The sequence below is a fragment of the Actinomadura rayongensis genome (genome assembly GCF_009831215.1).
In the GTDB taxonomy this organism is placed as follows: Bacteria; Actinomycetota; Actinomycetes; order Streptosporangiales; family Streptosporangiaceae; genus Spirillospora; species Spirillospora rayongensis.
Window position 1 is genome coordinate 931,090 of record NZ_WUTW01000001.1, and the last position, 21,707, is coordinate 952,796.

The window sequence follows — 21,707 nt, forward strand, 5'->3', positions numbered from 1 at the left end:
GGCTAGAACGGTATCTAACCCCCGAACTTCCTCATGTCGCCCCCGGAGGACCCATGGCCGCCCGCATCCTCGCCACGCCCCCCGACGGCAGCGGGCTCAAGCCCGTCACCGGCGCGCCCGGCCTCCCGTACATCGGGCAGACGCTCCAGGTGATGCGGAACCCGTTCGGCACGGCGACCAAGCGGTACAAGCAGTTCGGGCCGGTGAGCTGGTCCTGGCTGCTCGGCCGCAGGACCGTCACCGTCCAGGGACCCGAGGCGGCCGAGATCGTCCTCGTCAACCGGGACAAGGCGTTCGCGAGCGGCCCGGCGTGGAGCTACTACATCGGCCCGTTCTTCCGGCGCGGGATCATGCTGCTGGACTTCGACGAGCACCTGCACCACCGCCGGATCATGCAGCAGGCGTTCACCCGCGACCGGCTCCGCGCCTACATGACCGCGATGGCGCCCGGCATCGGACGCGGCCTGGACGCCTGGACGCCCGGCGACCGGTTCACCGTCCTCGGCCACGTCAAGCAGCTCACGCTCGACCTCGCCGTGGACGTCTTCATGGGCGTCGACCTGGACCGCGCCGAGGCCGACCGGATCAACGGGGCGTTCGTGGACGCCGTCCGGGCCGGGACCGCCTACGTCCGGTTCCCGGTGCCGGGCCTGCGCTGGCAGCGGGGGCTGCGGGCGCGCCGCGTCCTGGAGGACTTCTTCCGCGCGCACCTGCCCGCCAAGCGCCGCGACGGCGGCGACGACCTGTTCGCCGCGCTCTGCCAGGCCGAGACCGACGACGGCCACCGGTTCACCGACGACGACGTCGTCAACCACATGATCTTCGCGCTGATGGCCGCGCACGACACGACCACGATCACGCTGACCACGATGGCGTACTACCTCGCCAAGCACCCCGAGTGGCAGGAGCGGCTGCGGGACGAGTCCCTGGCGCTCGGGAAGCCCGAACTGGCCTTCGAGGACCTGGACCGGCTCACCGGGATCGAGCTGGTGATGAAGGAGGCGCTGCGGCTCGTCGCGCCGGTGCCTGCGTTGCCGCGTCGTGCCGTCCGCGACACCGAGATCCTGGGCCACCACATCCCGGCCGGGACGACCGTCGTCGTTCCGCTGCTCACCAACCACCACATGCCCGAGTGGTGGCCCGACCCCGAGCGCTTCGACCCCGAACGGTTCGCGCGCTGTGAGGACAAGGTCCATCGGTACGCGTGGGAGCCGTTCGGCGGCGGCGCGCACAAGTGCATCGGGCTTCATTTCGCCGGGATGCAGGTCAAGAGCGTCCTGCACCAATGGCTCCTGCGGTATCGGTGGAGCGTGCCGGGACGGTACACGTGGCCGCTGGACACGACGTCCCTGCCGTCGCCGAAGGACGGGCTGCCCGTCCGGCTCGACCCGCTGGAGGCGTCATGAGCAAGGTCATCGCGATCACCGGGGCCGCGCGCGGCATCGGGTTCGCCACCGCCCGCGCGCTGAGCGACCGGGGCGCGCATGTCGCGCTCGGCGACGTCGACGAGGCGGCCGTCCGGGCGGCGGGGGACCGGCTCGGCGCGCCCGCGTTCGCGCTGGACGTGACGGCGCGCGCGTCCTTCACCGCCTTCCTGGACGCCGTGGAGGACGCCTTCGGGCCCCTGTCGGTGCTGATCAACAACGCGGGCATCATGCCGATCGGGCCGCTGACCGAGGAGAGCGACGAGGACGCCCGGCGCTGCCTGGACGTCAACGTCCACGGCGTCATGCTCGGCACCAAGCTCGCCGTGGCGCGGATGGAGCCGCGCGGCCGGGGGCACGTCGTCAACATCGCCTCGCTCGCGGGCGTCCTGCCGACGCCGGGCCTCGCGCTCTACAACGCGAGCAAGGCCGCCGTCGTCGCGTTCACCGAGGCCGCGCGGCTGGAGGTGCTCGACCGGGGGCTGCACGTCAGCGCCGTCCTGCCGTCGTTCACCGCGACCGAGTTGATCGCCGGGACGCGCAGCCCGAAGGGGATGCCGAACAACACGCCCGAGGAGGTCGCGGCGGCCGTCGTGGACCTGGTCGCCCGGCCGCGCCCGCAGGTCGTCGTGCCGCGCCGGCTCGCGTCCCGGGTGCGGCTCGGCGCGCTGCTGCCGGACCGGGTGCGGCGCGCGGCGGCCCGCCGGTACGGGCTGGACACGCTGTTCCTCGACTACGACGCCGAGGCCCGCCGCGCCTACGACGAGCGCATTCGGGGCGGCGCATGACATACGTCACATCCCCGCAGGTCGGACGGTGACCTAGGCTCGCACCCGAACGGCGTTCAGGTGCGGGGAGGCGGGCAATGGAGTCAGCGGTCGTCCGGACGGCGTACGGCCTGGTGCGGGGCACGTTGCGCGACGGTGTCTCGTCCTACCTGGGCATTCCGTACGCGGCGCCGCCGTTCGGCCCGAACCGGTTCCGTCCGCCGCAGCCGCCCGAGCCGTGGGACGGCGTCCGCGACGCCACCGCCTACGGCCCGACGGCGCCCAAGCCCGGCTACGCGGGCGTCTTCCGCACGCTGCTGCCCGACCCGGACATCCCCGGCGACGACTGCCTCAACCTCAACGTCTGGACGCCCGACCCGGGCGCGGCCGGGCTGCCCGTCCTGGTGTGGATCCACGGCGGCGCGTTCCGCAACGGGTCCGGCGCGGTCGGCGTGTACGACGGGTCGGCGTTCGCCCGCGACGGCGTCGTCTGCGTGACGATCAACTACCGGCTCGGCGTCGAGGGCTTCGCGCACCTGCCCGGCGTGCCCGACAACCGGGGGCTGCGCGACCAGATCGCCGCGCTGGAGTGGGTCCGCGACAACATCGCGGCGTTCGGCGGCGACCCCGCGCGGGTCACCGTGGCGGGCGAGTCGGCGGGCGCGATGAGCGTGGCGACGCTGCTCTCCCTGGACCTCGGGCTGTTCCGCCGGGCCGTCGCGCAGAGCGGCGCGGCCCAGATCGCGCAGGCGCCCGCGGACGCGCTGCGCGTCACCGCCGAGATCGCCGCGCGCCTCGGGATCCCGCCCACCGCCGAGGCGTTCGCCGCGCTGCCGCCCGGCAAGATCCTCCCGGTGCAGGACGCGGTCGGGAACGAGATCTCGATGCTGCCCGCCCCGGACCGCTGGGGGCCGACGACGGCGGCGAGCGGGATCGCGTTCATGCCCGTCCTGGACGGCGACGTCTTCCCGCGCCGCGCCGACGAGGCCATCGAAGCCGGGGCGGGGCGCGACGTGGACGTCCTCGTCGGGCACACCCGGGACGAGTTCAACCTGTACGTCGTCCCGAACGGGCTCATCGACCACATCACCGACGACCTGTTCGACCTGGTGACGTCCGGGCTCGGGGTGTCGGCCGACGTCCTCGCCGCGCACTCCGCCGCGGGGACGCCGGGCGAACGGCTGTGCGCGGTCGTCACCGACCACATGTTCCGCCGCCCGGCCCACCGCCTCGCGCGCGGCCACGCCGGACGGACCTGGATGTACGAGTTCGCCTGGCCGTCGCCCGTCCACGACCTCGGGGCGTGCCACGCGCTCGAACTGGGCTTCGTGTTCGACACCCTCGCGAGCCCCCACGGCCGTCCGCTGACCGGGGACGACCCGCCGCAGCCGCTCGCCGACGCGATGCACGGCGCCTGGGTGTCCTTCGCCGCCGATGGCGACCCGGGCTGGGCGCCCTACGACGCCGTCCGGACGTTCGCCTGACCGCCTACCCGACGATGTGCTCGGCGATGGCCAGCGACGACGTCGCGGCCGGGGACGGCGCGTTGCGGACGAGCGTGACCGGGCCCCGCTCGGTGATGCGGAAGTCGTCCACCAGCGAGCCGTCGCGGTCGACGGCCTGCGCGCGGACGCCCGCCGGCGCCGGAACCAGGTCGGCGGCCGTCACCTCGGGCACGAACGCGCGGGCGCGCGCCGCGAAGGCCCGCTTGGAGAACGAGCCGTACAGCTCCTCGGCGCCCGTCCGCCAGTGCCGCCGCGCCAGACGTGGGAACCCCGGCCAGCGCAGCGTCTCCAGCAGGTCCGCCGGACGGACGTCGCGCCGCCGGTACCCCTCGCGGGCCAGCGCCAGGACGGCGTTCGGCCCCACGTCCACGCCGCCGTCCACCCGCCGCGTGAAGTGGACTCCGAGGAACGGATACCGCGGATCGGGCACCGGATAGATGAGGCCGCGGACGAGGTCCGTCCTGGCCAGCCGGTAGTACTCCCCGCGGAAAGGCACGATCGCGGGCGCCGGGCCGTCCCCGGCGAGCCGCGCCAGCCGGTCCGACCAGAGCCCCGCGCACACGACGAGCCGGTCGAAGACCAGCTCGTCGTGCGGCGACCCGACCGCGACCCGGTCCCCGAGCGGACGCAGCCGCCGCACCTCGAACCCCAGCCGCAGCGCGCCGCCCGCCGCGACCACGTCGTCCGCGAACGCCCGCGCCACGGCGGCGAAATCGACGATCGCCGTCGTAGGCGAGTACAGCGCGGCGATCCCGGCCGCATGCGGCTCGACCGCGCGCAGCTCGGCGCCGTCCAGCCGCCGCAACCCGGGCACCCCGTTGGCCGCAGCCCGCGCCTCAATGTCGAGCAGCGCGGCGAACTCGGCGGCATTCCGCGCCACGACGAGCTTCCCGACCTCCCGATACGGCAGCCCGCGCTCCGCGCAGTACTCCTTCAGCAGCCCGATCCCGCGCCGGCACAACGTCGCCTTCAACGACCCGGGCTTGTAATACAACCCGGCATGCGCGACACCGCTGTTGTGCCCGGTCTGGTGCGCGCCGACCCGGTCCTCCTTGTCGAGAACCGTGACCACCGCCCCCGGCCGCGTCGCGGCGAGCCGCCGCGCCACCGCCAGCCCGACGATCCCCGCCCCGACGACCCCGATCCGCTCCACCCCGGGCACACTAGCGCGGGGGTCAGCTTCCGATGCGTTTGCGGGCCTGGCGGTTGACGCGCTTGCGCTGCGACGGGTCGAGCAGCAGGTATCCGGCCACCGGCAGGCCGATCGCGCCGAGGATGATCAGCGTGCTCAGCCACCAGGGGAAGACGAACAGCGTCAGGAATCCGACGACGACTCCGCCGATGGCGATCTTGGTTCCGGTCGACATCTCCACCTACCTTCGCGAGGGACCGCCCACCTGCCCAACGGACGGGCGCGGGCCGTCGTTCCGATCCACGATATGTCGCGACGGTGGATCCGTCACCTGGGACGACGTCAGCGGACGATGGAGAGGGGGCCGCCGCCGAGCGCGCGCAGGACCTCCGCGTGCAGCAGGCCGTTCGTGCAGACGACGCTGCCGCCGTCCGGGCCGGGGCGGCCGGACAGGTCGGTGAACATGCCGCCCGCCTCTTCGACGATCACCTGGAGCGCCGCGAGGTCCCACAGGGACACCTCGGGCTCGCAGGAGACGTCCACGGCGCCCTCGGCGACCATCATGTGCGACCAGAAGTCCCCGAACGCGCGCGTCCGCCACACCGAGCGGGTCAGGTCGAGGAACTTGTCGAGACGGTCGCGCTCCTCCCAGCCGCTCAGGCTGGAGAACGACAGCGAGGCGTCTTTCAGGCCGGACACCGACGACACCTGCATACGGCTCGCGCGGGTCAGGCTCCGGCCCGTCCACGCGCCGCCGCCGCGCGCCGCCCACCACCGCCTGTTCAGCGCGGGCGCCGAGACGACGCCGACGACGACCTCCTCGCCGTCCATCAGCGCGATCAGCGTCGCCCAGACCGGGACGCCCCGGACGAAGTTCTTCGTCGCGTCGATCGGGTCGATGATCCAGCAGCGCTGCCCGTAGCCGGTGCGGCCGTACTCCTCGCCGAGGATCGCGTCGCGCGGCCGGGCCCGCCTGAGCGTCCCGCGGATCTGCTCCTCGACGCTGCGGTCGGCGTCGCTGACCGGCGTCAGGTCCGGTTTGGTGTCGATGGCCAGATCGAGGGCGCGGAAGCGCCGGCTCGTGATGTCATCGGCCCCGTCCGCCAGTACGTGCGCGAGACGCAGGTCATCGGAATAGCCCGCCACGGCGAGCCACGGTACCGGACGCCCTCGCCGGAGCGCATCGCCCGCATTCCTCCCGCCGTGTCCGGGCGGCTACGCCTCGTCCCCGCCCTCCCGGGCGCGCAGCAGCCGCCGCAGCGAGTCCAGGCGGGCCCGAGTGGCGTGGCCGTCGGCGACCCACCCGTCCAGACCGCAGTCGTCCTGGAGATGGTCGCACTGCGGCGGGCAGCGCTCGGCGGCGCCCTCCGCCAGGTCCTCGAACGCGCCGATCACGTTCTCCGGCGTGACGTGCGCGAGGCCGAAGCTGCGCACCCCCGGCGTGTCGATGATCCAGCCGGCGCGGTCCGGCAGCTCCAGCGCCAGCGCCGACGACGAGGTGTGCCGCCCCCGCCCGGTGACGGCGTTGACGTGGCTCACCGCGCGCTCGGCGTCCGGCACCAGCGCGTTGACCAGCGTGGACTTCCCGACGCCTGAGTGCCCGACGAGCACGCTCACCCGGCCGGACAGGTGGCCGCGCAGCTCCGCCAGGTCCCCGCCGCGCTCGGTCACGACGAACGGGACGCCGAGCGGCGCGTACTCGGCCACCAGCGCGTCCGGCCCGGCCAGGTCCGCCTTGGTCAGCGCGAGCAGCGGGTCCATCCCGGCGTCGTAGGCCGCGACGAGCGTCCGGTCGATCAGCCGCGGACGCGGCTCGGGATCGGCCAGCGCCGCCACCACGACGAGCTGGTCGGCGTTGGCGACGATCACCCGCTCGAACGGGTCGGTGTCGTCGGCCGTGCGGCGCAGCGCCGAGGTGCGCGGCTCGATCCGGACGATCCGGGCGAGCGCGTCCGGCCCGCCGCTCAGGTCCCCGACGAGCGCCACCCGGTCCCCGACGACGACGCTCTTGCGGCCCAGCTCGCGCGCCCGCATCGCCGTGACCGGACGCTCGTCGTCCGTCCCGGCGTCCACCAGGCACCGGTACCGGCCCCGGTCCACGGCCGTGACCAGCGCGGCCACCGCGTCCTCGTGGGCCGGCCGGATGCGCGTGCGCGGGCGCGAGCCCCGCCGTCCGGGCCGGACCCGGACGTCGTCCTCGTCGTAGTCGCTCGTTCGCCGTGCCAGGGTCCTACCCCCGTCCGCACGGGGAGGCAGCGAGATCAGCGGGCATGGCGCTCAGATTATCGGTTCATGTCGCGGCTCACCGTCCGGCCAGGGACAGCACCTTGCCGACGGGCTTCACCGCACCGGACGCCTTGCCCGACTTGCGAGCCGCCTTCCAGTTCGCCTTCTGGGCCGCCTTGACGGCCTTGGCCGCCTTGCGTCCGCCCGCCTTCCCGGCCGCGCGCCGCGCGTCCCGCACCTGGCGGGCCAGCTCGCGCTGCGCGTGCCGCAGGTCCGCCGCCGACTGCGCGCGCCGCACCCGCGTCTCCGCGACGGCCTGCGTCTTCGCCTGCTTGACCTGGTGCTTCAGCTTCTCCGCGCGCGTGCCCGGCGCGGCCGCCACCATGAGCAGCGCGCCGAACAGCCCGGCGTTCTTCAGCAGGTGCGAGCGTTCGCTGACGCGGCGCTCGGGGTCGTCCTCGGTCCAGTAGCGGTGCTCGGTCGCGAGGGCCGGGACGAGCTGCGCCGCGAGCACCAGGCTCGTCAGACGGCGGAACCGTCCGGCCAGCAGGAGCGCGCCGGTGCCGAGGCTCACCGCTCCCTCGATGCGGACGAGCGTCACCGGGTCCTTGGTGGGCATCCAGTCGAACCGGTCGGCGAGGTTCTTCAGGGCGGGGCCGGCCTGTTCGGCGCGCTGCTGCGGCCTGCGCAGCGTCTCCAGCCCGGCGACGAGGTACGGGGCCGCCACGAGCGGGCGGGCCAGCAGGGTTATCGGTGTGCTGATGGGTCGCATGCCGGTCTCATGCCCATCAAATGCCTGATCAAGCACGCGGCGCCCGCCGCTCTGGACGGCGCGGGGCGCGGAATGTCGGAGGGGGCGGGCAAGATGGCGTCCATGTGCGGTCGCTACGCCACGGCGCGGGCCCGGCAGGAGCTGCTGGACCAGTTCGCCGTCGGCCTCGATGACATCGACGGGGATCTGGAGCCCGACTACAACGTCGCGCCCACCAAGCAGGTCCCGGCGGTCCTGACGCGGGCTCCCCGCGACGAGCCCACCGAGGCCGTCCGCGAGCTGCGGACGCTGCGGTGGGGGCTCGTCCCGTCCTGGGCCAAGGACCTCGCGATCGGCAGCCGGATGATCAACGCGCGGTTCGAGACCGTCCACGAGAAGCCCGCCTACCGCCGCGCGTTCGCCCGCCGCCGCTGCCTGCTGCCCGCCGACGGCTATTACGAGTGGTACAAGACCGAGGGCGAGGGCAAGCCGCGCAAGCAGCCGTTCTTCATCCGCCCGCAGGACGGCTCGATCATGGCGATGGCCGGGCTCTACGAGCTGTGGAAGTCGCCCGCCGACGAGTGGGTCTGGACCTGCACGGTCATCACCACCGACGCGCCGGACGCCCTCGGCCGCATCCACGACCGGATGCCGATGATCGTCCGGCGCGACCGCTGGGACGCCTGGCTCGACCCCGCCCTGTCCGACGCCGACGAGGTCCGGGGCCTGCTCGTGCCCGCGCTCGACGGCTCGCTCGCCACCGCGATGGAGGCGTTCCCGGTCGGGCAGGCGGTGAGCAACGTCCGCAACAACGGGCCGCAGCTCATCGAACCGCTCGCCGACGACACGACCGGCCCGGCCGGCCCGGGGGAGGGAGCCCTGTTCTGAGCCCCCGCCCCGTACCCCCGCGCCGTTCGGGTCCGCGCCGTTCGGGTCCGCGCCGTTCGGGTCCGCGCCGTTCGGGTCCGCGCAGTTCGGGTCCGCGCCGTTCGGGGCCCGTGCGCGTGCCGGCGGCCGGTCGCCTGGCAGAGTCCGGCGTCCGGCGGACGTGCCGTCAGGCGTCCGGGCGGCGGGCGGACGCCAGCAGGTGCACGCCCAGCGAGTCGTCCCCGGCGGGCGCCGACAGCTCGGTGTTCACCAGGCGCGGCAGCGTCGCGGGCGACCGCGTCAGCATGTGCTCCACCGTGGACGGCGACAGCACCGTCCGCGGTCGGATCCACTCGACCTCCAGGCCCGCCTCGGTCAGCAGCTCGCGGAGCTGGTCGGTGCCGAAGCAGCGGGTGATCGTCCCGTCCGGCCAGGGGACGAGCAGCACCTCCGCCGCCGGGACGTCCGACAGGTGCGCCCACCGGTTCTGCTCGGCCAGCAGCGCCATCCCGAGCGTCAGCGAGTCCACCGAGACCAGCAGCTTGCCGCCCGGCCGCAGCACCCGCGCGATCTCCGCGACCGCCGCCTCGGTCACCAGATGCCGCGACAGCGCGCGGTTCTCGGCGATGACGCCGTCCACCGACCCGTCCGTCAGGTACTGGAGCCGGTCGGTGTCGGCGATCAGCGTCCGGACGCCGCTCGGCCGCGACTCCGCCCGGACCTCGGGTTTCGCCGCGTCCGGCGCGGGCTCCACCACCTCGATCACGCGGTGGCCCGCCCCGGCGGCCTGCGCGGCGCTGCGCCCGTCGTCGCCGGAGACGTCGAGCAGCCGCCCCGGCCGCCGGGGCAGCCAGCGCGCGAGCTGCGCTTCGGCCACGGCCCAATAGAACGCCCAATAAAGCGCGAGCGGCTCGTCGTCAGCCGCAGGTGCTCCCGCGTCATGGCCGCGGCGGCCGGTCGTGCTGGGAGGCTCGGGAGGTCGCGCCGGCACCGGTAGCAAGGCCGCTCCTGTTCTCGCCGTGTACGTCAACTTCTTCCCCGTCGCGCCCGGCGTCACCCTCCGCGGAACGGGTCGCCGCGCGCCGGTTTCTGGGGCGGTCCCGCGCGGGGGTCGGCGCGCGGGACCGGACGCGTCCACGGTCCGGTCGGGAATCCGGACACGCCCTTCGGTGTTGCACCGTCTCACAGGATGCGAGGAGGTTCCCTTCGATGACCACAGTCGTTGCCGAACGCCGGGGCGGGTCCGTCCCGACGCCGCCCGGCCTGGTGCCCGCCCCCGGCGGAGTGCCGCGGCGACGCGGCCCGCTATCGTCGGTCGGGGACGACGCCACCGGTGTCGCCACAGCCAAGGGGGTGGGTCAGGTACAGGGGACCACTGAGACCGTCGAGCAGCGCCAGGAGCGGTTCCAGCGCGATGTGCTCCCGTACTTGGATCAGCTTTACTCGGCCGCGCTGCGGATGACGCGCAACCCCGCGGACGCCGAGGACCTCGTGCAGGAGACCTTCGCCAAGGCCTTCGGATCGTTCCACCAGTTCAAAGAGGGAACGAACCTCAAGGCGTGGCTCTACCGCATCCTGACGAACACGTTCATCAACACCTACCGCAAGAAGCAGCGCCAGCCGCAGCAGTCGGGCGCCGAGGAGATCGAGGACTGGCAGCTCGCGCGCGCCGAGTCCCACACCTCCAGCGGGCTGAAGTCCGCGGAGGCCGAGGCGCTGGAGCACCTGCCGGACTCCGACGTCAAGCGGGCTCTGCAGGATCTGCCCGAGGAGTTCCGCATCGCGGTGTACCTCGCCGACGTCGAGGGCTTCGCGTACAAGGAGATCGCCGACATCATGGGCACTCCCATCGGTACCGTGATGTCGCGGCTGCACCGCGGCCGGCGTCAGCTGCGGGGGATGCTGGAGGACTACGCCCGGGAGCGGGGGCTCTCCGGGGCGAGCGGAAAGGGTGAGTGACGCATGAGCTGCGGCGAAGCGCATGAGACCCCGTGCACCGAGGTATTGGCCCGCGTCTACTCCTATCTGGACGGCGAGCTGGACCAGGGCGGGTGCGGCGAGGTCCGTCAGCATCTGGACGAGTGCGGGCCGTGCCTGCGGGAGTACGGGCTGGAGGAGTCGGTCAAGAAGCTCGTCCACAAGTCGTGCGGGTGCGAGCCCGTCCCGTCGGACCTGCGCTCCCGGATCCTCGGCCGCATCGAGCAGATCTGCGGCGAGCTGAAGGACGCCGAGGCGTCCCCCGCGGGGAGGCCCGCCGGAACGGGCTGACCGGGTCGGAGCGCCGGTGCGCTTGTATCGTGCTGCAATGCGCGTACTCGTCACCGGCGCCGCCGGGTTCATCGGCTCCCATCTCGTCGACCGGCTGCTGGCCGACGGCCACGAGGTCGCCGGTCTGGACGACCTGTCCTCGGGCGGGAACGTCCGCGACGACGTGGAGCTGTGGGAGCTGGACGTCGCGGACCCGGCCGTCGCGGCACGGGTCGCGGCGTTCCGTCCCGAGGCGGCGTGCCACCTCGCGGCGCAGGTGAGCGTCCGCGCGAGCGTCGCCGACCCCGCGCACGACGCCCGCGTCAACGTGCTCGGCACCGCGAACCTGCTGGAGGCGATGCGCGCGGCGGGCGGACGCAAGGTCGTGCTGACGTCGAGCTGCGCGGTCTACGGCGTCCCCGACACTCTGCCCGTCCCGGCGGACGCCCCGCTGCGCCCCGCGTCGCCGTACGCGGCGTCCAAGGTGGCGGGCGAGGTCTACGCGGGCATGTACCGGGCGCTGCACGGCCTGGACTTCACGACGCTGACGCTCGCGAACGTCTACGGCCCGCGCCAGACGCCCGAGGGCGAGGCGGGCGTGGTCTCGATCTTCACCGACGCGCTGCTCGCGGGCCGCCCGACCCGCGTGTACGGCGACGGCACCCAGACCCGCGACTACATCTACGTGGCCGACGTGGTGGACGCGTTCGCCCGCGCGATCGGCGAAGCGGGCAGCGGCCGACGCTTCAACGTCGGCACGGGCAGCCAAACCACCGACCGAGCCCTGCACACGCTCGTCGCGAAAGCCGCAGGCGCCCCGGACGCTCCCGCGTTCGCCCCGCCCAGACTCGGCGACCTCCCGACGATGGCCGTCGACCCGTCCGAGACGAGAACGACGCTCGGCTGGGAACCCTCCACCGCACTCCAGGACGGCCTGGAGAAGACGGTCGAATGGGCCAAAGGCCGCACCCGCCAGCGGTCCTGACAGGCGCCTTCACCGCTCCGCGGGTGGGCACGTGCAGATTCGCGTGCAAGCAAGGCGTGCAAGTGCATTGTGCGCGTACGCAGCGTCGACAAAAGAACCCGCAGCGTCACCCACCGTGGTCATTAGTTCACGCTTTGCTCACGATTCGCAGCATCCCTGTGTGGCTTAGTACACCCACGTTAGGCTTGGCCCAGAATCAGTTAAGGGATCCTGGGGTGTGCGTCCTGTAAGGTGCGCGCCCTTCCCGGGCCTGTCCCGGAGGGCTCCAGGGCACGTGGGGGGAGACTCGTGACCATCACCAAGACCACCGAGCGCACAAAGACGACCAAGCGCGGCATTTCCTGGGTTTGAGGGCGTTGAGCAGCGACCCCGACCGTCACGCGAGTGCGTTAACTGAGCGCCCGGGGACGAAGCCGAAGGCGAGTCCCCGGGCGGGAAGATCGCGAAGCGATGCAGCACTCGCCCAAGGTCCGGTTGCGGAGCGAGCGCCAGCGAGCGGAGCAGGCCGGAACTTGAATAAGTGGAGCGGCGATGCGTGAGCTGCCCGCGGCTGCGTGGGTGTTCGTGTGCGGGGTGGTCGCGCTGGCGGCGGGCATCGTCGTCACCGCGCCGTTCACCGGTCTGGACTGGGCGACCCTCGCGGTCCTCGTCGTCCTGTTCCTCGTCTGCGACTCCGCTCCGGCGCAGCTCACGGTGGAACGCGCCCGGGTGTCGCTGGGTTTCGCGGCGAGCCTGGCGTCCGTGGTGATGCTCGGCCCGGCGGGCGCGGCGCTGCTCGGGCTGAGCGCCGTCGTGACGGGTCAGCGCATGTTCGCGCCGGTCAAGCGGATGTTCAACGCGGCGCAGTTCGCGCTCGGCGGGTTCGCGGCCGGGGTGGTGTTCGACCTGCTCGGCGGGTCGAGGTTCCCGCCGGGCGGGCCGGCGTGGGTGGAGCACGTGATCGGCCCGTTCGTCGCGGCGGCGATCACGTTCGTGCTGGTGAACCTGGCGCTGACGACCGGCATCCTCGTCCTCGCCAGGCAGGCCACGCTGCGCGCGATGCTCCGCGAGAGCGGGCGCCTGGTGTTCGGCTGTCTCGGCTACAGCATGTTCGGCCTGCTCATCGCGGGTCTGTGGCCGGGGATCCGGGCGTTCGCGGCGGTGCTCGTCCTGCTGCCGCTGTTCATCGCGCGGTGGGCGCTGGAGCAGGCGCACGACCAGCAGCGCGCGCACGCGGCGACGCTCGCCGCGCTCTGCCAGGCCGTCGAGACGAAGGACTACTACACGCGCGGCCACTCCGAGCGGGTGTCGCGCGGCTCGGTGATGATCGCGCAGCAGATCGGGATGCGGCCCGCGCGCGTCGAGGCGATCCGGTACGCGGGGATGCTGCACGACGTGGGCAAGCTCGGCGTCCCGACGACCGTCCTGCAGAAGGACGGCCCGATGACCGAGCACGAGCTGGCCGCGATCCAGCTCCACCCGATGCGCGGGCTGGAGATCGTCCGAGAGATCGGGTTCCTGGACGAGGCCCTCGCCGGCATCATGCACCACCACGAGAAGATGAACGGGCGCGGCTACCCGATGGGCCTGGCCGGGGACGAGATCCCCGAGTTCGCGCGGGTCATCTCGGTCGCGGACGCGTTCGACGCCATGACGTCCAACCGGTCCTACCGCGCCGCGCGCAGCATCGAGGAGGCGGTCGCCGAGCTGCGCCGCTCGTCCGGCGACCACTTCGACCCCGTCATCGTGGACGCCTTCCTGCTGGCGCTGGAGCGCGAGGGCTGGGACCCGCCGGGCCCCGTCGCGCCGCCGGAGGACGCCGCGCAGACCACCGCGCAGGACCACGACGACCCGACCGCGCCGATCCGCGTCACCCGCGACGGGGCCGCCCGATGAGCGCTGAGGCCGGGTACCGGCGGCCCGGCTGGCAGACGATCGACCCGGGGCAGGCGCTGTTGATGGCGACGGCCGGGCTGGTCGTGCTGGTGGCGGTCACCGAGGTCGCGGCGGTCCGGCTCGTGCAGCCCGACATGGCCGTGTTCTTCGGCGTGCTCATCGCGCTCGGCGAGCTGTTCCGGATGGTGATGCCGGGCAACCGCGAGGTCGCGCCGGTCGGCACCGCGGGCGCGCTCGGCTACGCGCTGCTCGCCGGGGTGGGGGGCAGTCCGGACGGGCGCGAGGGCGCGGGCTTCCTCGACGTCGTCCCCGCGACGCACTCGCCGTTCCAGGTGATCGCGGTCGCCGCCGCCGGGATGCTCGTCGGGACGCTCCCGCACCTGGCCGTCGGGCGCTCGCCCCGGCCGGACGCGATGGCGCGGCGGCTGCTGACGGTCGCGATCGTGGCGTTCCTGTTCCGTCCGATCCTCGGGCTGCACCCCGCCTGGCAGGTGCTGCTGGCGGTCATGGGCGTCGTGGTGGTGCTGTCCTGCTTCCTGGAGGTGCTGGTCACGGCCGTGCTGCGCGCCGAGTCGGTGCGGTTCGGGATCGCCGTCCGGGACGAGATCCGCGCCAAGCTCGCCCTGTGCGCGGCGACGAACGCGACCGCGATGCTCATCGCCGTCGCGACGACCGTCATGGGCCCGGCCGCGCTGCTGGTCTTCACCGCGCCGATCCTCGTCACGCAGTTCGCGTTCCGCCGCTACGCCGGGATCCGCGCGACGTACCTGCAGACCGTCCGGGCGCTGTCGCGGGTCACCGAGGTCGGCGGGTACGTCGAGACCGGGCACTCGCGGCGCGTGTCGCGGCTCGCGGTCGCGATGGGACGCGAACTCGGCATGTCCGAGGAGGAACTGCTCGAACTGGAGTACGCGGCGCTCATGCACGACATCGGGCAGCTCGCGCTCGGCGACCCGATCCCCGGCGGCGCGACCGTCCTCGCCTCGCCCGCCGAGCAACGCCGCATCGCCGAACTCGGCGCCGAGGTCATCAAGCAGACCGGCGTGCTGGACCGGGTCGCCGACATCGTGCGGCTCTCGTCCCACCCGTACCGGACGGGCCGGGGCGACGCCGAGCCGTCCCCGCCGCTCGCCGGGCGCATCATCAAGGTCGCCAACGCCTACGACGACCTCGTCGGCGACTCCCGCGACCGGGACCGGGGCGCGGCCGTCCTGGAACGGCTCCGGCTGGACTCGGCGGCCGAGTACGACCCGGCCGTCGTGGAGGCGCTGTCGCGCGTCGTGGACCGCCGCCCCCGCCACTGACCGGCATGTCCGTCGCGCCGGGGTGTGCCGGGTGAAGGGCGGGTACCGACAAAACCACGCGCGGGTATTTGTCGTCCGCGCCGCCGCCCGGACGGCCCGGACCGGGCTAATCTCGGCGCGAAGACGTGCCGAAAGACGAGAGGGAGTCGTTTCCGTGTTCGAGTCCGTCCTCGTGGCCAACCGCGGCGAGATCGCCAGCCGGGTCGTCCACACCGTGCGCGCGATGGGCCTGAAGGCCGTCGCGGTGTACTCCGAGGCCGACGCGGAGACGCCGTTCGTCGCCGAGGCCGACGAGGCGATCCTCATCGGGTCCGCCGACCCGTCGCGCAGCTACCTCGACGGCGCCGCGATCCTGGAGGCCGCGCGCCGCACCAACGCGCAGGCGATCCACCCCGGCTACGGGTTCCTCGCCGAGAACGCCGCGTTCGCGCGCGCCGTCGCCGACCGGGGCCTCGGCTGGATCGGCGCGCCGCCGCTCGCCATCGCCCGGCTGCGCGACAAGATCAACGCGCGGAACCTCATGAAGGAGGCGGGCGTCCCGGTCTGCCCCGGCGTCTGGGAGCCCGTCCCGGACGAGGACACCGCCGTCGAGGAGGCCGAGCGGATCGGCTACCCCGTCATGGTGAAGGCCGCGGCGGGCGGCGGGGGCGTCGGGATGGGCGCCGCGCACGCCGAGGACGCCCTGCGCGCCGCCTACCGCACCGCCCGCAGCCGCGCCGAGCGGTTCTTCGACGGCTCCGACATCCTGCTGGAACGCTTCGTCACCGGCGCGCGGCACGTCGAGATCCAGATCCTCGGGCTCGCGGACGGCACCGTCGTCGCCCTCGGCGACCGCGACTGCTCGGTGCAGCGCCGGCACCAGAAGCTCGTCGGCGAGTCCCCCTCGCCCGCGCTGGACGCCGAGCTGCGCACCCGGATGGCGGACGCGGCCGTCCGCGCGGGCGAGGCCGTCGGCTTCCGCGGCGCCGGGACGGTCGAGTTCCTCGTCGCGCCCGCCGCCGGCGAATTCTACTTCATCGAACTCGGCGCGAGCCTGTCCGCCGAGCATCCCGTCACCGAGCTGGTCACCGGCATCGACCTGGTCGAGCAGCAGCTCAGGGTCGCGGCGGGCGAGCCCGTCACGTTCACCGGCACCGCGCCGCACGGCCACGCGCTGGCGTTCCGGATCTACGCCGAGGACCCCAAGTGCTTCCTGCCCGGCCCCGGCCGCGTCCGGGTGTGGGAGGAGCCGGTCGGCGACGGCATCCGCATCGACGCCGGATACGCCGAGGGCGGCACGGTCTCGCCCGTCTACGACCTGCTCATGGCGAAGCTGTGCGTCCACGCCGCCGACCGTCCGGCGGCGCTGGAACGGGCGCGCGCCGCGCTCGGCGCGTTCCGCGTCGAGGGGCCGCGCTCGAACATCCCGTTCCACCTCGAACTGCTCGACCGTCCCGAGTTCCGGGACGGCGGCCACGACACCGCGCTCGTCGGGCGGATGCGGGACGGCTGACCGGCCGGCCCCGCCCCGGGCGCTACTGCGATGAAGGGAGCCCGCCGTGACCGAGGTCCGCGCGGAGATGGTGGCGAAGCTGCTGGAGGTCACGGTCGCCGAGGGCGAGCGTGTCAACGAGGGCGACACCCTCGTCCTGCTGGAGTCGATGAAGATGGAGATCCCCGTGCAGGCGGAGGAGCCGGGCGTGGTCACGCGGCTCGCCGTCACGGCGGGCGCGCAGGTCCAGGCGGGCGACCTGCTCGCGGTGATCGAGTAAGAGTAAAGTGCCGCCGTGGAGACGACGACCTACTGCGACCGCTGCGGCCGTCCGGACGCCGACGGCCCGCACGACGCGTGCCGCGCCGCCCGCGCGATGGAACCGCCGCGCTACTGCCCGGCGTGCCGCCGCCGCATGATCGTCCAGGTGACGCCGCTCGGCTGGACGGCCCGCTGCTCCGAGCACGGCGAGACGCGCGGCTGATCCGCGGCTGATACAAAGTCCGGCCCGCCAACACTGTGGGATCCGGCAGCGACAGCGGTTTAGGGGTGCGCGCTAGTGTGCCGCACGTGAGTGTGCTCGTGGTGACCGGTACTTGTACCGGAGTCGGGAAGACCGTCGTCACCGCCGCCCTGGCCGCGCTGGCGGCGGCGCGCGGGGCCTCGGTGGCGGTGGTGAAGCCCGGCCAGACCGGCGTCGAGCCCGGCGCGCCCGGCGATCTCGACGACGTCCGGCGGCTCGCCGGCGTCACCGACCTGCACGAGTGCGCGCGCTTCCCCGACCCGCTGTCGCCCGCGGCGGCGGCGCGGTACGCCGGTCTCCCGCCGGTGCGGCTGCCCGAGGTGGCCGGGGAGGTCGGGACGCTCGCCAAGTCCCGGTCCCTGGTCCTGGTGGAGGGCGCGGGCGGGCTGCTCGTCCGGTACGACGACGAGGGCCGCACCATCGCCGACCTCGCGCGCTGGCTCGGCGCGGCCGTCCTGGTCGTCGCCCGGCCCGACCTCGGCACGCTCAACCACACCGCGCTGACGCTGGAGGCGCTCGCGCACCGCGGCGTCCAGCTCGCCGGGGTCGTCGTCGGGGCGTGGCCGGACGACCCGGACCTCGCCATGCGCGCCAACCTGCGCGATCTGGAGACGATCGCCGCCCGTCCGCTCGCCGGGGCGCTGCCCGCGGGCGCGGGGGCGCTCGACCCGGCCGAGTTCCTGCTCGCCGCGCGCGGGGGCCTGGCCCCGGCGTTCGGCGGAGTGTTCGACCCCGTGGCGTTCCACGCGGCCCACGGTCTGCCCCAGAAGGAGATCCCGTGACCGACATCCTCGACGTCGCCCGCCGCCAGGTGCTCGACGAGGGCCGCGGCCTGTCCGCGTCCCAGGTGCTCGACTGCCTCAACCTCCCCGACGACCGGCTGAAGGACCTCCTCGCGCTCGCCCACGACGTCCGGATGCGCTGGTGCGGCCCGGAGGTCGAGGTGGAGGGCATCGTCTCGCTGAAGACCGGCGGCTGCCCGGAGGACTGCCACTTCTGCTCCCAGTCCGGGACGTTCCAGTCGCCCGTCCGGTCGGTGTGGCTGAACATCCCCGAGCTGGTGGAGGCGGCGAAGGAGACCGCGAAGACCGGCGCGACCGAGTTCTGCATCGTCGCGGCGGTGCGCGGCCCGGACGAGCGGCTGATGAAGCAGGTCCGCGAGGGCGTCGCGGCGATCAACGCGGCCGTGGACATCAACATCGCGTGCTCGCTCGGGATGCTGACGCAGGAGCAGGTGGACGAGCTGGCCGCGATGGGCGTCCACCGCTACAACCACAACCTGGAGACCGCCCGGTCGCACTTCCCTAACGTCGTCACCACGCACTCGTGGGAGGAGCGCTGGGACACGCTGCGGATGGTGAAGGACGCCGGCATGGAGGTGTGCTGCGGCGGCATCATCGGCATGGGCGAGACGCGCGAGCAGCGCGCCGAGTTCGCCGGGCAGCTCGCCGAGCTGGAGCCGGACGAGGTGCCGCTGAACTTCCTCACGCCGCGTCCGGGCACGCCGTTCGCGGACCGTCCGCTGGTGGAGGGCGCCGAGGCGCTGAAGACGATCGGCGCGTTCCGCCTCGCGCTGCCCCGGACGATCCTGCGTTACGCGGGCGGACGCGAGCTGACGCTCGGCGACTTCGGCACCCGCGAGGGGATGCTCGGCGGCATCAACGCGGTGATCGTCGGCAACTACCTGACGACGCTGGGCCGTCCCGCCGAACAGGACCTGGAACTGCTGACCGAACTCGAAATGCCCATCAAGGCCCTGTCCAAGACCCTCTGACCCCGCACTTGGACAGCCGACGGCAGACCGCGCCGCAGGGGACCGCGTCCCCTGCGGCGCGCGTTCACCAGGTCGTCCAGTTGCTCGTGTCGATGTCGATGTCGAACGGCTCGGGCAGGTGGACGGTCTTGCCGAACTCCCATTCCTGCACGTCGAGATAGGCGCTCGAACCGCTGTCGGGCAGCGAGTACAGAAAAGTGCGGGCGACCTTGGGGTCACGGTCGATCAGCAAATAGTACGGGACGCCGACCTGGGCGTACGTGTTCCACTTGGTCGGCTTCCCGGCTTTCGGTGCGGCCTTCCGGGTTCTCCGGGCATTGCGCGGAGAGGTGACCTCACCGACGACCTCAACATGGTTCGAGTACACGGTGGGCTTGCCGGATCGGTCGAGCTCGGCGACGATCTCGGAATCGAAGACCATCAGGTCGGGGATATGCCCATCGCCTGTGTCGGCCATCCGCAGGTTGGTGCCGTGCCGGGCGTGCCAGCCGGAGCTGTCTCCGCGCACGTCCGCGTGAGTGAACGCGTGGAGGATGTCGTCGACGACGACGGCATGCTGACGTGTCGGTGCGGGGGAGACGTCGATGACTCCTCCGATGATTTCGACTCGGCTGTCGTCGCCGGCGACGCGCAGGAAGTCGTGCAGCTCGGCGCGCTCGAACATTGCGATGGGTGTGTCCGGGAGGACCACCTGGCGTTTCGGAACTTTCACGACAATCACGTTTTGTAGCCCTTCCCTTACGGCCTGCTCCCGTCATCGTAGGGTCGGGTTGAGACGAGCGTACCCAGAACGTGGGATCTCGTCGCGCTCTGTGACGTGCCGTCCGATGAAGGACGTCAGTCGCGGCGGAGGCGCGTGATGAACTTGTAGCGGTCGCCGCGATAAAGCGATTGTGCCCATTCGACGGGCTGGCCGGTGGAATCCACGGCGTGGCGGGAGAGAAGAAGCAGGGGCAGGCCGACGTCGACGGCGAGGAGCTGAGCGTCGTGCGGGGTCGCGAGGACGGTCTCGATCGTCTCTTCGGCCTCGGCCAGGTGGACGTCGTACGCCGTCGCGAGCGTCTCGTAGAGCGAACGGTGCCGGGGGAGTTCGCGGCGCAGGCCCGGGAAGCGGCGGGCCGGCAGGTGCGAGGTGTCGATGGACATGGCCTCGCCGTCGGCGAGCCGGAGCCGGTGGATGCGCAGCACCCGGCCGCCCGGGCGGATCGCCAGCAGGGCGGCCAGCCGCTCGTCCGCGCTGACGTAGCCGATCTCCAGGATGCGGGTCTCGGGACGCAGGCCGTGGTGGCGCATGTCCTCGGTGTAGGAGACGAGCTGGAGCTCCTGCGCGACCTTCGGCTTGGCGACGAACGTGCCCTTGCCCTGGATGCGCTGGAGGCGTCCCTCGACGACGAGTTCGGCGAGCGCCTGCCGGACGGTCGTCCGCGACGTCTCGTACTTCTCCGCCAGCGTCCGTTCAGGCGGCAGCGGGCTGCCCGCCGGGAGCGACTGGATCAGCTCGACCAGCAGCTCTTTCAGCTTGTAGTACTTGGGGATGCGCGGCGCGGGCGGGGTGTGGTGCTTGCCCAGGTCCGCGAGGGCGGCGCGGTCGTAGGGGTGTTGCGCGCCGTCCCCGTGCCGGGGGCCGCCGCCTCTGACCTCCGTCACGGTCTCTCCTCACGTTCATCACCGGTTCTCCCGATGTTACGTGTGCAGACTACGGCCGGTGGAACGTGCCACGGTGCGAAGGGCGTCCCCGAGTGTCGTGAAATCCGCCTCTCCGAGGGTCGCACGGGCCGTGACGCGCAGGCACGCGCGCCCCTTGGGGACCGACGGCGGACGGAAGCAGCCGACCCGCGCGCCGTGGTCGCGGCAGATCCGCTGCGCCTCCAGCGCGGCGCGCGGCTCGCCGAGGAACACCGGGACGACCGCGGCGGCCGGGTCGGCGGTGGCCAGGCCCGCCGCGTGCGCGAGGTCCCGGACGCGTAGCGCGTTGGCCCGCGCCCGGCCGGGCAGGTCCGGTTCGGCGGCGAGGACGTCCAGCGCGGCGAGCGCGGCCCCGGCGGCGGCCGGGTTCAGGCCGGTGTCGAAGATGAACGCCCGTCCGGTGTCGACCAGGTGCTCGATGATCTCGGGCGCGCCGAGCACCGCGCCGCCCTGCGCGGCCAGCGACTTGGACAGCGTGAGGGTCAGGACGACGTCCGGCTCCCCGGCGATCCCGGCGGCGTGCGCGGCGCCCCGCCCGCCGGGGCCGACGACGCCGAGCGCGTGCGCCTCGTCCACCACCAGCAGGGCGCCGTGCGCGCGGGCCGCGCGGTGCAGGTCGGCGAGGGGCGCCAGGTCGCCGTCCACGGAGAACACCGCGTCGGTGACGACGAGCGCGTGCTCCTCCTCGCGGGCGGCCAGGACCTCGGCGACGGCCGCCGCGTCCCGGTGCGGCGTCACGACGACGCGGGACCGTGACAAGCGGCACGCGTCCACGATCGACGCGTGGTTGACCTGGTCGGACACGACCAGCACGCCCGGGCCGCCGAGGCCCGCGACCGCGCCGAGGTTCGCCAGGAACCCCGAGGAGAACACCAGGCCCGCCGCGCAGCCCGTCAGCGCGGCGAGGCGCCGGTCCAGCTCGGCGTGCAGCGCGGTCGTCCCGGTGACGAGCCGGGAGCCGGTCGAGCCCGTCCCCCACTCCCGGACGGCCGCGATCGCCCCCGCCGCCAGCCGGGGGTCGCCGTTCAGCCCGAGGTAGTCGTTGGACGCGAGGTCGATGAGCCCGTCGTGATCGGCCGTCCGGGGCGCCAGCGCGCGGCGCAGCCCCGCCTCGGCGCGGACGGACGCGGCGGCGCGGAACCGGGCGAGCGGATCGGTGACGTCGGTCAT

At 73.3% G+C, this 21,707-nt stretch carries 23 protein-coding genes; 14 read left to right on the plus strand and 9 right to left on the minus strand.

Features of this window, described 5'->3' with window-relative positions; all coding sequences use genetic code 11:
- Positions 1 to 53: 53 nt before the first annotated feature.
- The 3 genes from GQ466_RS04490 to GQ466_RS04500 all read left to right on the plus strand — a co-directional run bounded on the left by GQ466_RS04490 (position 54) and on the right by GQ466_RS04500 (position 3,675).
- Complete coding sequence (locus GQ466_RS04490) at positions 54 to 1,406, plus strand: cytochrome P450 (protein ID WP_161101470.1); 1,353 nt, start codon at positions 54 to 56, stop codon at positions 1,404 to 1,406.
- Entirely contained in the window at positions 1,403 to 2,212 is an 810-nt protein-coding gene (locus GQ466_RS04495) for an SDR family oxidoreductase (protein ID WP_161101471.1), read from the plus strand. Before GQ466_RS04490 ends, GQ466_RS04495 begins: the two co-directional genes overlap by 4 nt.
- Positions 2,213 to 2,289: 77 nt before the next feature.
- Entirely contained in the window at positions 2,290 to 3,675 is a 1,386-nt protein-coding gene (locus tag GQ466_RS04500) for a carboxylesterase/lipase family protein (protein WP_161101472.1), read from the plus strand.
- 4 nt (positions 3,676 to 3,679) lie between these two features.
- On the opposite strand, the gene lhgO is transcribed toward GQ466_RS04500, so the two are convergent.
- From lhgO to GQ466_RS04525, 5 genes are all read right to left on the minus strand, one after another.
- A complete protein-coding gene (gene lhgO / locus GQ466_RS04505; protein WP_161101473.1) occupies positions 3,680 to 4,858 on the minus strand; it encodes an L-2-hydroxyglutarate oxidase in 1,179 nt (392 codons plus the stop codon).
- 13 nt (positions 4,859 to 4,871) lie between these two features.
- Positions 4,872 to 5,063 carry a hypothetical protein gene (locus GQ466_RS04510; RefSeq protein WP_161101474.1) on the minus strand — a complete coding sequence of 64 codons (192 nt, stop codon included), beginning with the start codon at positions 5,061 to 5,063 and terminating at the stop codon, positions 4,872 to 4,874.
- A 107-nt stretch (positions 5,064 to 5,170) separates the two neighbouring features.
- On the minus strand, positions 5,171 to 5,974 hold the full coding sequence (gene hisN / locus GQ466_RS04515; protein ID WP_161101475.1) for a histidinol-phosphatase: 804 nt from the start codon (positions 5,972 to 5,974) through the stop codon (positions 5,171 to 5,173).
- A gap of 69 nt (positions 5,975 to 6,043) precedes the next feature.
- Positions 6,044 to 7,054: a ribosome small subunit-dependent GTPase A gene (gene rsgA / locus GQ466_RS04520; protein WP_161102391.1), complete on the minus strand. Its 1,011-nt coding sequence runs from the start codon at positions 7,052 to 7,054 to the stop codon at positions 6,044 to 6,046.
- 76 nt (positions 7,055 to 7,130) lie between these two features.
- Positions 7,131 to 7,826 carry a DoxX family protein gene (locus GQ466_RS04525; RefSeq protein WP_161101476.1) on the minus strand — a complete coding sequence of 232 codons (696 nt, stop codon included), beginning with the start codon at positions 7,824 to 7,826 and terminating at the stop codon, positions 7,131 to 7,133.
- A 9-nt stretch (positions 7,827 to 7,835) separates the two neighbouring features.
- On the opposite strand from GQ466_RS04525, the gene GQ466_RS04530 reads away from it, so the two are divergent.
- Positions 7,836 to 8,693, plus strand: coding sequence for an SOS response-associated peptidase (locus GQ466_RS04530; RefSeq protein WP_337193314.1), 858 nt, complete (start codon positions 7,836 to 7,838; stop codon positions 8,691 to 8,693).
- Positions 8,694 to 8,859: 166 nt separating this feature from the next.
- On the opposite strand, the gene GQ466_RS04535 is transcribed toward GQ466_RS04530, so the two are convergent.
- The gene (locus GQ466_RS04535; RefSeq protein ID WP_161101477.1) at positions 8,860 to 9,663 is read right to left on the minus strand and encodes a class I SAM-dependent methyltransferase; all 804 of its coding nucleotides are present in this window, start codon (positions 9,661 to 9,663) and stop codon (positions 8,860 to 8,862) included.
- Positions 9,664 to 10,025: 362 nt separating this feature from the next.
- On the opposite strand from GQ466_RS04535, the gene GQ466_RS04540 reads away from it, so the two are divergent.
- From GQ466_RS04540 to bioB, 10 genes are all read left to right on the plus strand, one after another.
- Positions 10,026 to 10,631 carry a sigma-70 family RNA polymerase sigma factor gene (locus tag GQ466_RS04540; protein WP_337193393.1) on the plus strand — a complete coding sequence of 202 codons (606 nt, stop codon included), beginning with the start codon at positions 10,026 to 10,028 and terminating at the stop codon, positions 10,629 to 10,631.
- A gap of 3 nt (positions 10,632 to 10,634) precedes the next feature.
- Positions 10,635 to 10,940: a mycothiol system anti-sigma-R factor gene (gene rsrA / locus GQ466_RS04545; RefSeq protein WP_161101478.1), complete on the plus strand. Its 306-nt coding sequence runs from the start codon at positions 10,635 to 10,637 to the stop codon at positions 10,938 to 10,940.
- Between the two features lie 37 nt (positions 10,941 to 10,977).
- Positions 10,978 to 11,904 (plus strand): NAD-dependent epimerase/dehydratase family protein, encoded by a 927-nt coding sequence (locus GQ466_RS04550; RefSeq protein WP_161101479.1) that lies wholly within the window; start codon positions 10,978 to 10,980, stop codon positions 11,902 to 11,904.
- Between the two features lie 531 nt (positions 11,905 to 12,435).
- Positions 12,436 to 13,779, plus strand: coding sequence for an HD-GYP domain-containing protein (locus GQ466_RS04555; protein WP_202419967.1), 1,344 nt, complete (start codon positions 12,436 to 12,438; stop codon positions 13,777 to 13,779).
- Positions 13,776 to 15,083 (plus strand): HD-GYP domain-containing protein, encoded by a 1,308-nt coding sequence (locus GQ466_RS04560; protein WP_161101480.1) that lies wholly within the window; start codon positions 13,776 to 13,778, stop codon positions 15,081 to 15,083. Before GQ466_RS04555 ends, GQ466_RS04560 begins: the two co-directional genes overlap by 4 nt.
- A gap of 154 nt (positions 15,084 to 15,237) precedes the next feature.
- On the plus strand, positions 15,238 to 16,575 hold the full coding sequence (locus GQ466_RS04565) for an ATP-binding protein (RefSeq protein WP_161101481.1): 1,338 nt from the start codon (positions 15,238 to 15,240) through the stop codon (positions 16,573 to 16,575).
- A 46-nt stretch (positions 16,576 to 16,621) separates the two neighbouring features.
- Positions 16,622 to 16,834: a biotin/lipoyl-binding carrier protein gene (locus tag GQ466_RS04570; RefSeq protein WP_161101482.1), complete on the plus strand. Its 213-nt coding sequence runs from the start codon at positions 16,622 to 16,624 to the stop codon at positions 16,832 to 16,834.
- 15 nt (positions 16,835 to 16,849) lie between these two features.
- The gene (gene bsaP, locus GQ466_RS04575; protein ID WP_161101483.1) at positions 16,850 to 17,038 is read left to right on the plus strand and encodes a biotin synthase auxiliary protein BsaP; all 189 of its coding nucleotides are present in this window, start codon (positions 16,850 to 16,852) and stop codon (positions 17,036 to 17,038) included.
- An 86-nt stretch (positions 17,039 to 17,124) separates the two neighbouring features.
- The gene (gene bioD, locus GQ466_RS04580) at positions 17,125 to 17,859 is read left to right on the plus strand and encodes a dethiobiotin synthase (RefSeq protein WP_337193316.1); all 735 of its coding nucleotides are present in this window, start codon (positions 17,125 to 17,127) and stop codon (positions 17,857 to 17,859) included.
- The gene (gene bioB / locus GQ466_RS04585; protein ID WP_161101484.1) at positions 17,856 to 18,851 is read left to right on the plus strand and encodes a biotin synthase BioB; all 996 of its coding nucleotides are present in this window, start codon (positions 17,856 to 17,858) and stop codon (positions 18,849 to 18,851) included. The genes bioD and bioB overlap by 4 nt, the downstream gene beginning before the upstream one ends.
- A 64-nt stretch (positions 18,852 to 18,915) precedes the next feature.
- On the opposite strand, the gene GQ466_RS04590 is transcribed toward bioB, so the two are convergent.
- The 3 genes from GQ466_RS04590 to GQ466_RS04600 form a co-directional block, all read right to left on the minus strand.
- Positions 18,916 to 19,563 carry a Uma2 family endonuclease gene (locus GQ466_RS04590; protein WP_161101485.1) on the minus strand — a complete coding sequence of 216 codons (648 nt, stop codon included), beginning with the start codon at positions 19,561 to 19,563 and terminating at the stop codon, positions 18,916 to 18,918.
- Positions 19,564 to 19,688: 125 nt separating this feature from the next.
- Positions 19,689 to 20,420 carry a GntR family transcriptional regulator gene (locus GQ466_RS04595; RefSeq protein WP_161102396.1) on the minus strand — a complete coding sequence of 244 codons (732 nt, stop codon included), beginning with the start codon at positions 20,418 to 20,420 and terminating at the stop codon, positions 19,689 to 19,691.
- Positions 20,421 to 20,534: 114 nt separating this feature from the next.
- A complete protein-coding gene (locus GQ466_RS04600) occupies positions 20,535 to 21,707 on the minus strand; it encodes an 8-amino-7-oxononanoate synthase (RefSeq protein WP_161101486.1) in 1,173 nt (390 codons plus the stop codon).

Bases quoted from the DNA above. Each gene is read 5' to 3' on its own strand.
- GQ466_RS04560 (WP_161101480.1), top strand. From the start codon at position 13,776: ATGAGCGCTGAGGCCGGGTACCGGCGGCCCGGCTGGCAGACGATCGAC.
- GQ466_RS04550 (WP_161101479.1), top strand. From the start codon at position 10,978: ATGCGCGTACTCGTCACCGGCGCCGCCGGGTTCATCGGCTCCCATCTC.
- GQ466_RS04495 (WP_161101471.1), top strand. From the start codon at position 1,403: ATGAGCAAGGTCATCGCGATCACCGGGGCCGCGCGCGGCATCGGGTTC.
- GQ466_RS04530 (WP_337193314.1), top strand. From the start codon at position 7,836: ATGCCCATCAAATGCCTGATCAAGCACGCGGCGCCCGCCGCTCTGGAC.
- GQ466_RS04600 (WP_161101486.1), bottom strand. From the start codon at position 21,707: ATGACCGACGTCACCGATCCGCTCGCCCGGTTCCGCGCCGCCGCGTCC.
- GQ466_RS04490 (WP_161101470.1), top strand. From the start codon at position 54: ATGGCCGCCCGCATCCTCGCCACGCCCCCCGACGGCAGCGGGCTCAAG.
- GQ466_RS04555 (WP_202419967.1), top strand. From the start codon at position 12,436: ATGCGTGAGCTGCCCGCGGCTGCGTGGGTGTTCGTGTGCGGGGTGGTC.
- rsrA (WP_161101478.1), top strand. From the start codon at position 10,635: ATGAGCTGCGGCGAAGCGCATGAGACCCCGTGCACCGAGGTATTGGCC.
- GQ466_RS04510 (WP_161101474.1), bottom strand. From the start codon at position 5,063: ATGTCGACCGGAACCAAGATCGCCATCGGCGGAGTCGTCGTCGGATTC.
- GQ466_RS04525 (WP_161101476.1), bottom strand. From the start codon at position 7,826: ATGCGACCCATCAGCACACCGATAACCCTGCTGGCCCGCCCGCTCGTG.
- GQ466_RS04500 (WP_161101472.1), top strand. From the start codon at position 2,290: ATGGAGTCAGCGGTCGTCCGGACGGCGTACGGCCTGGTGCGGGGCACG.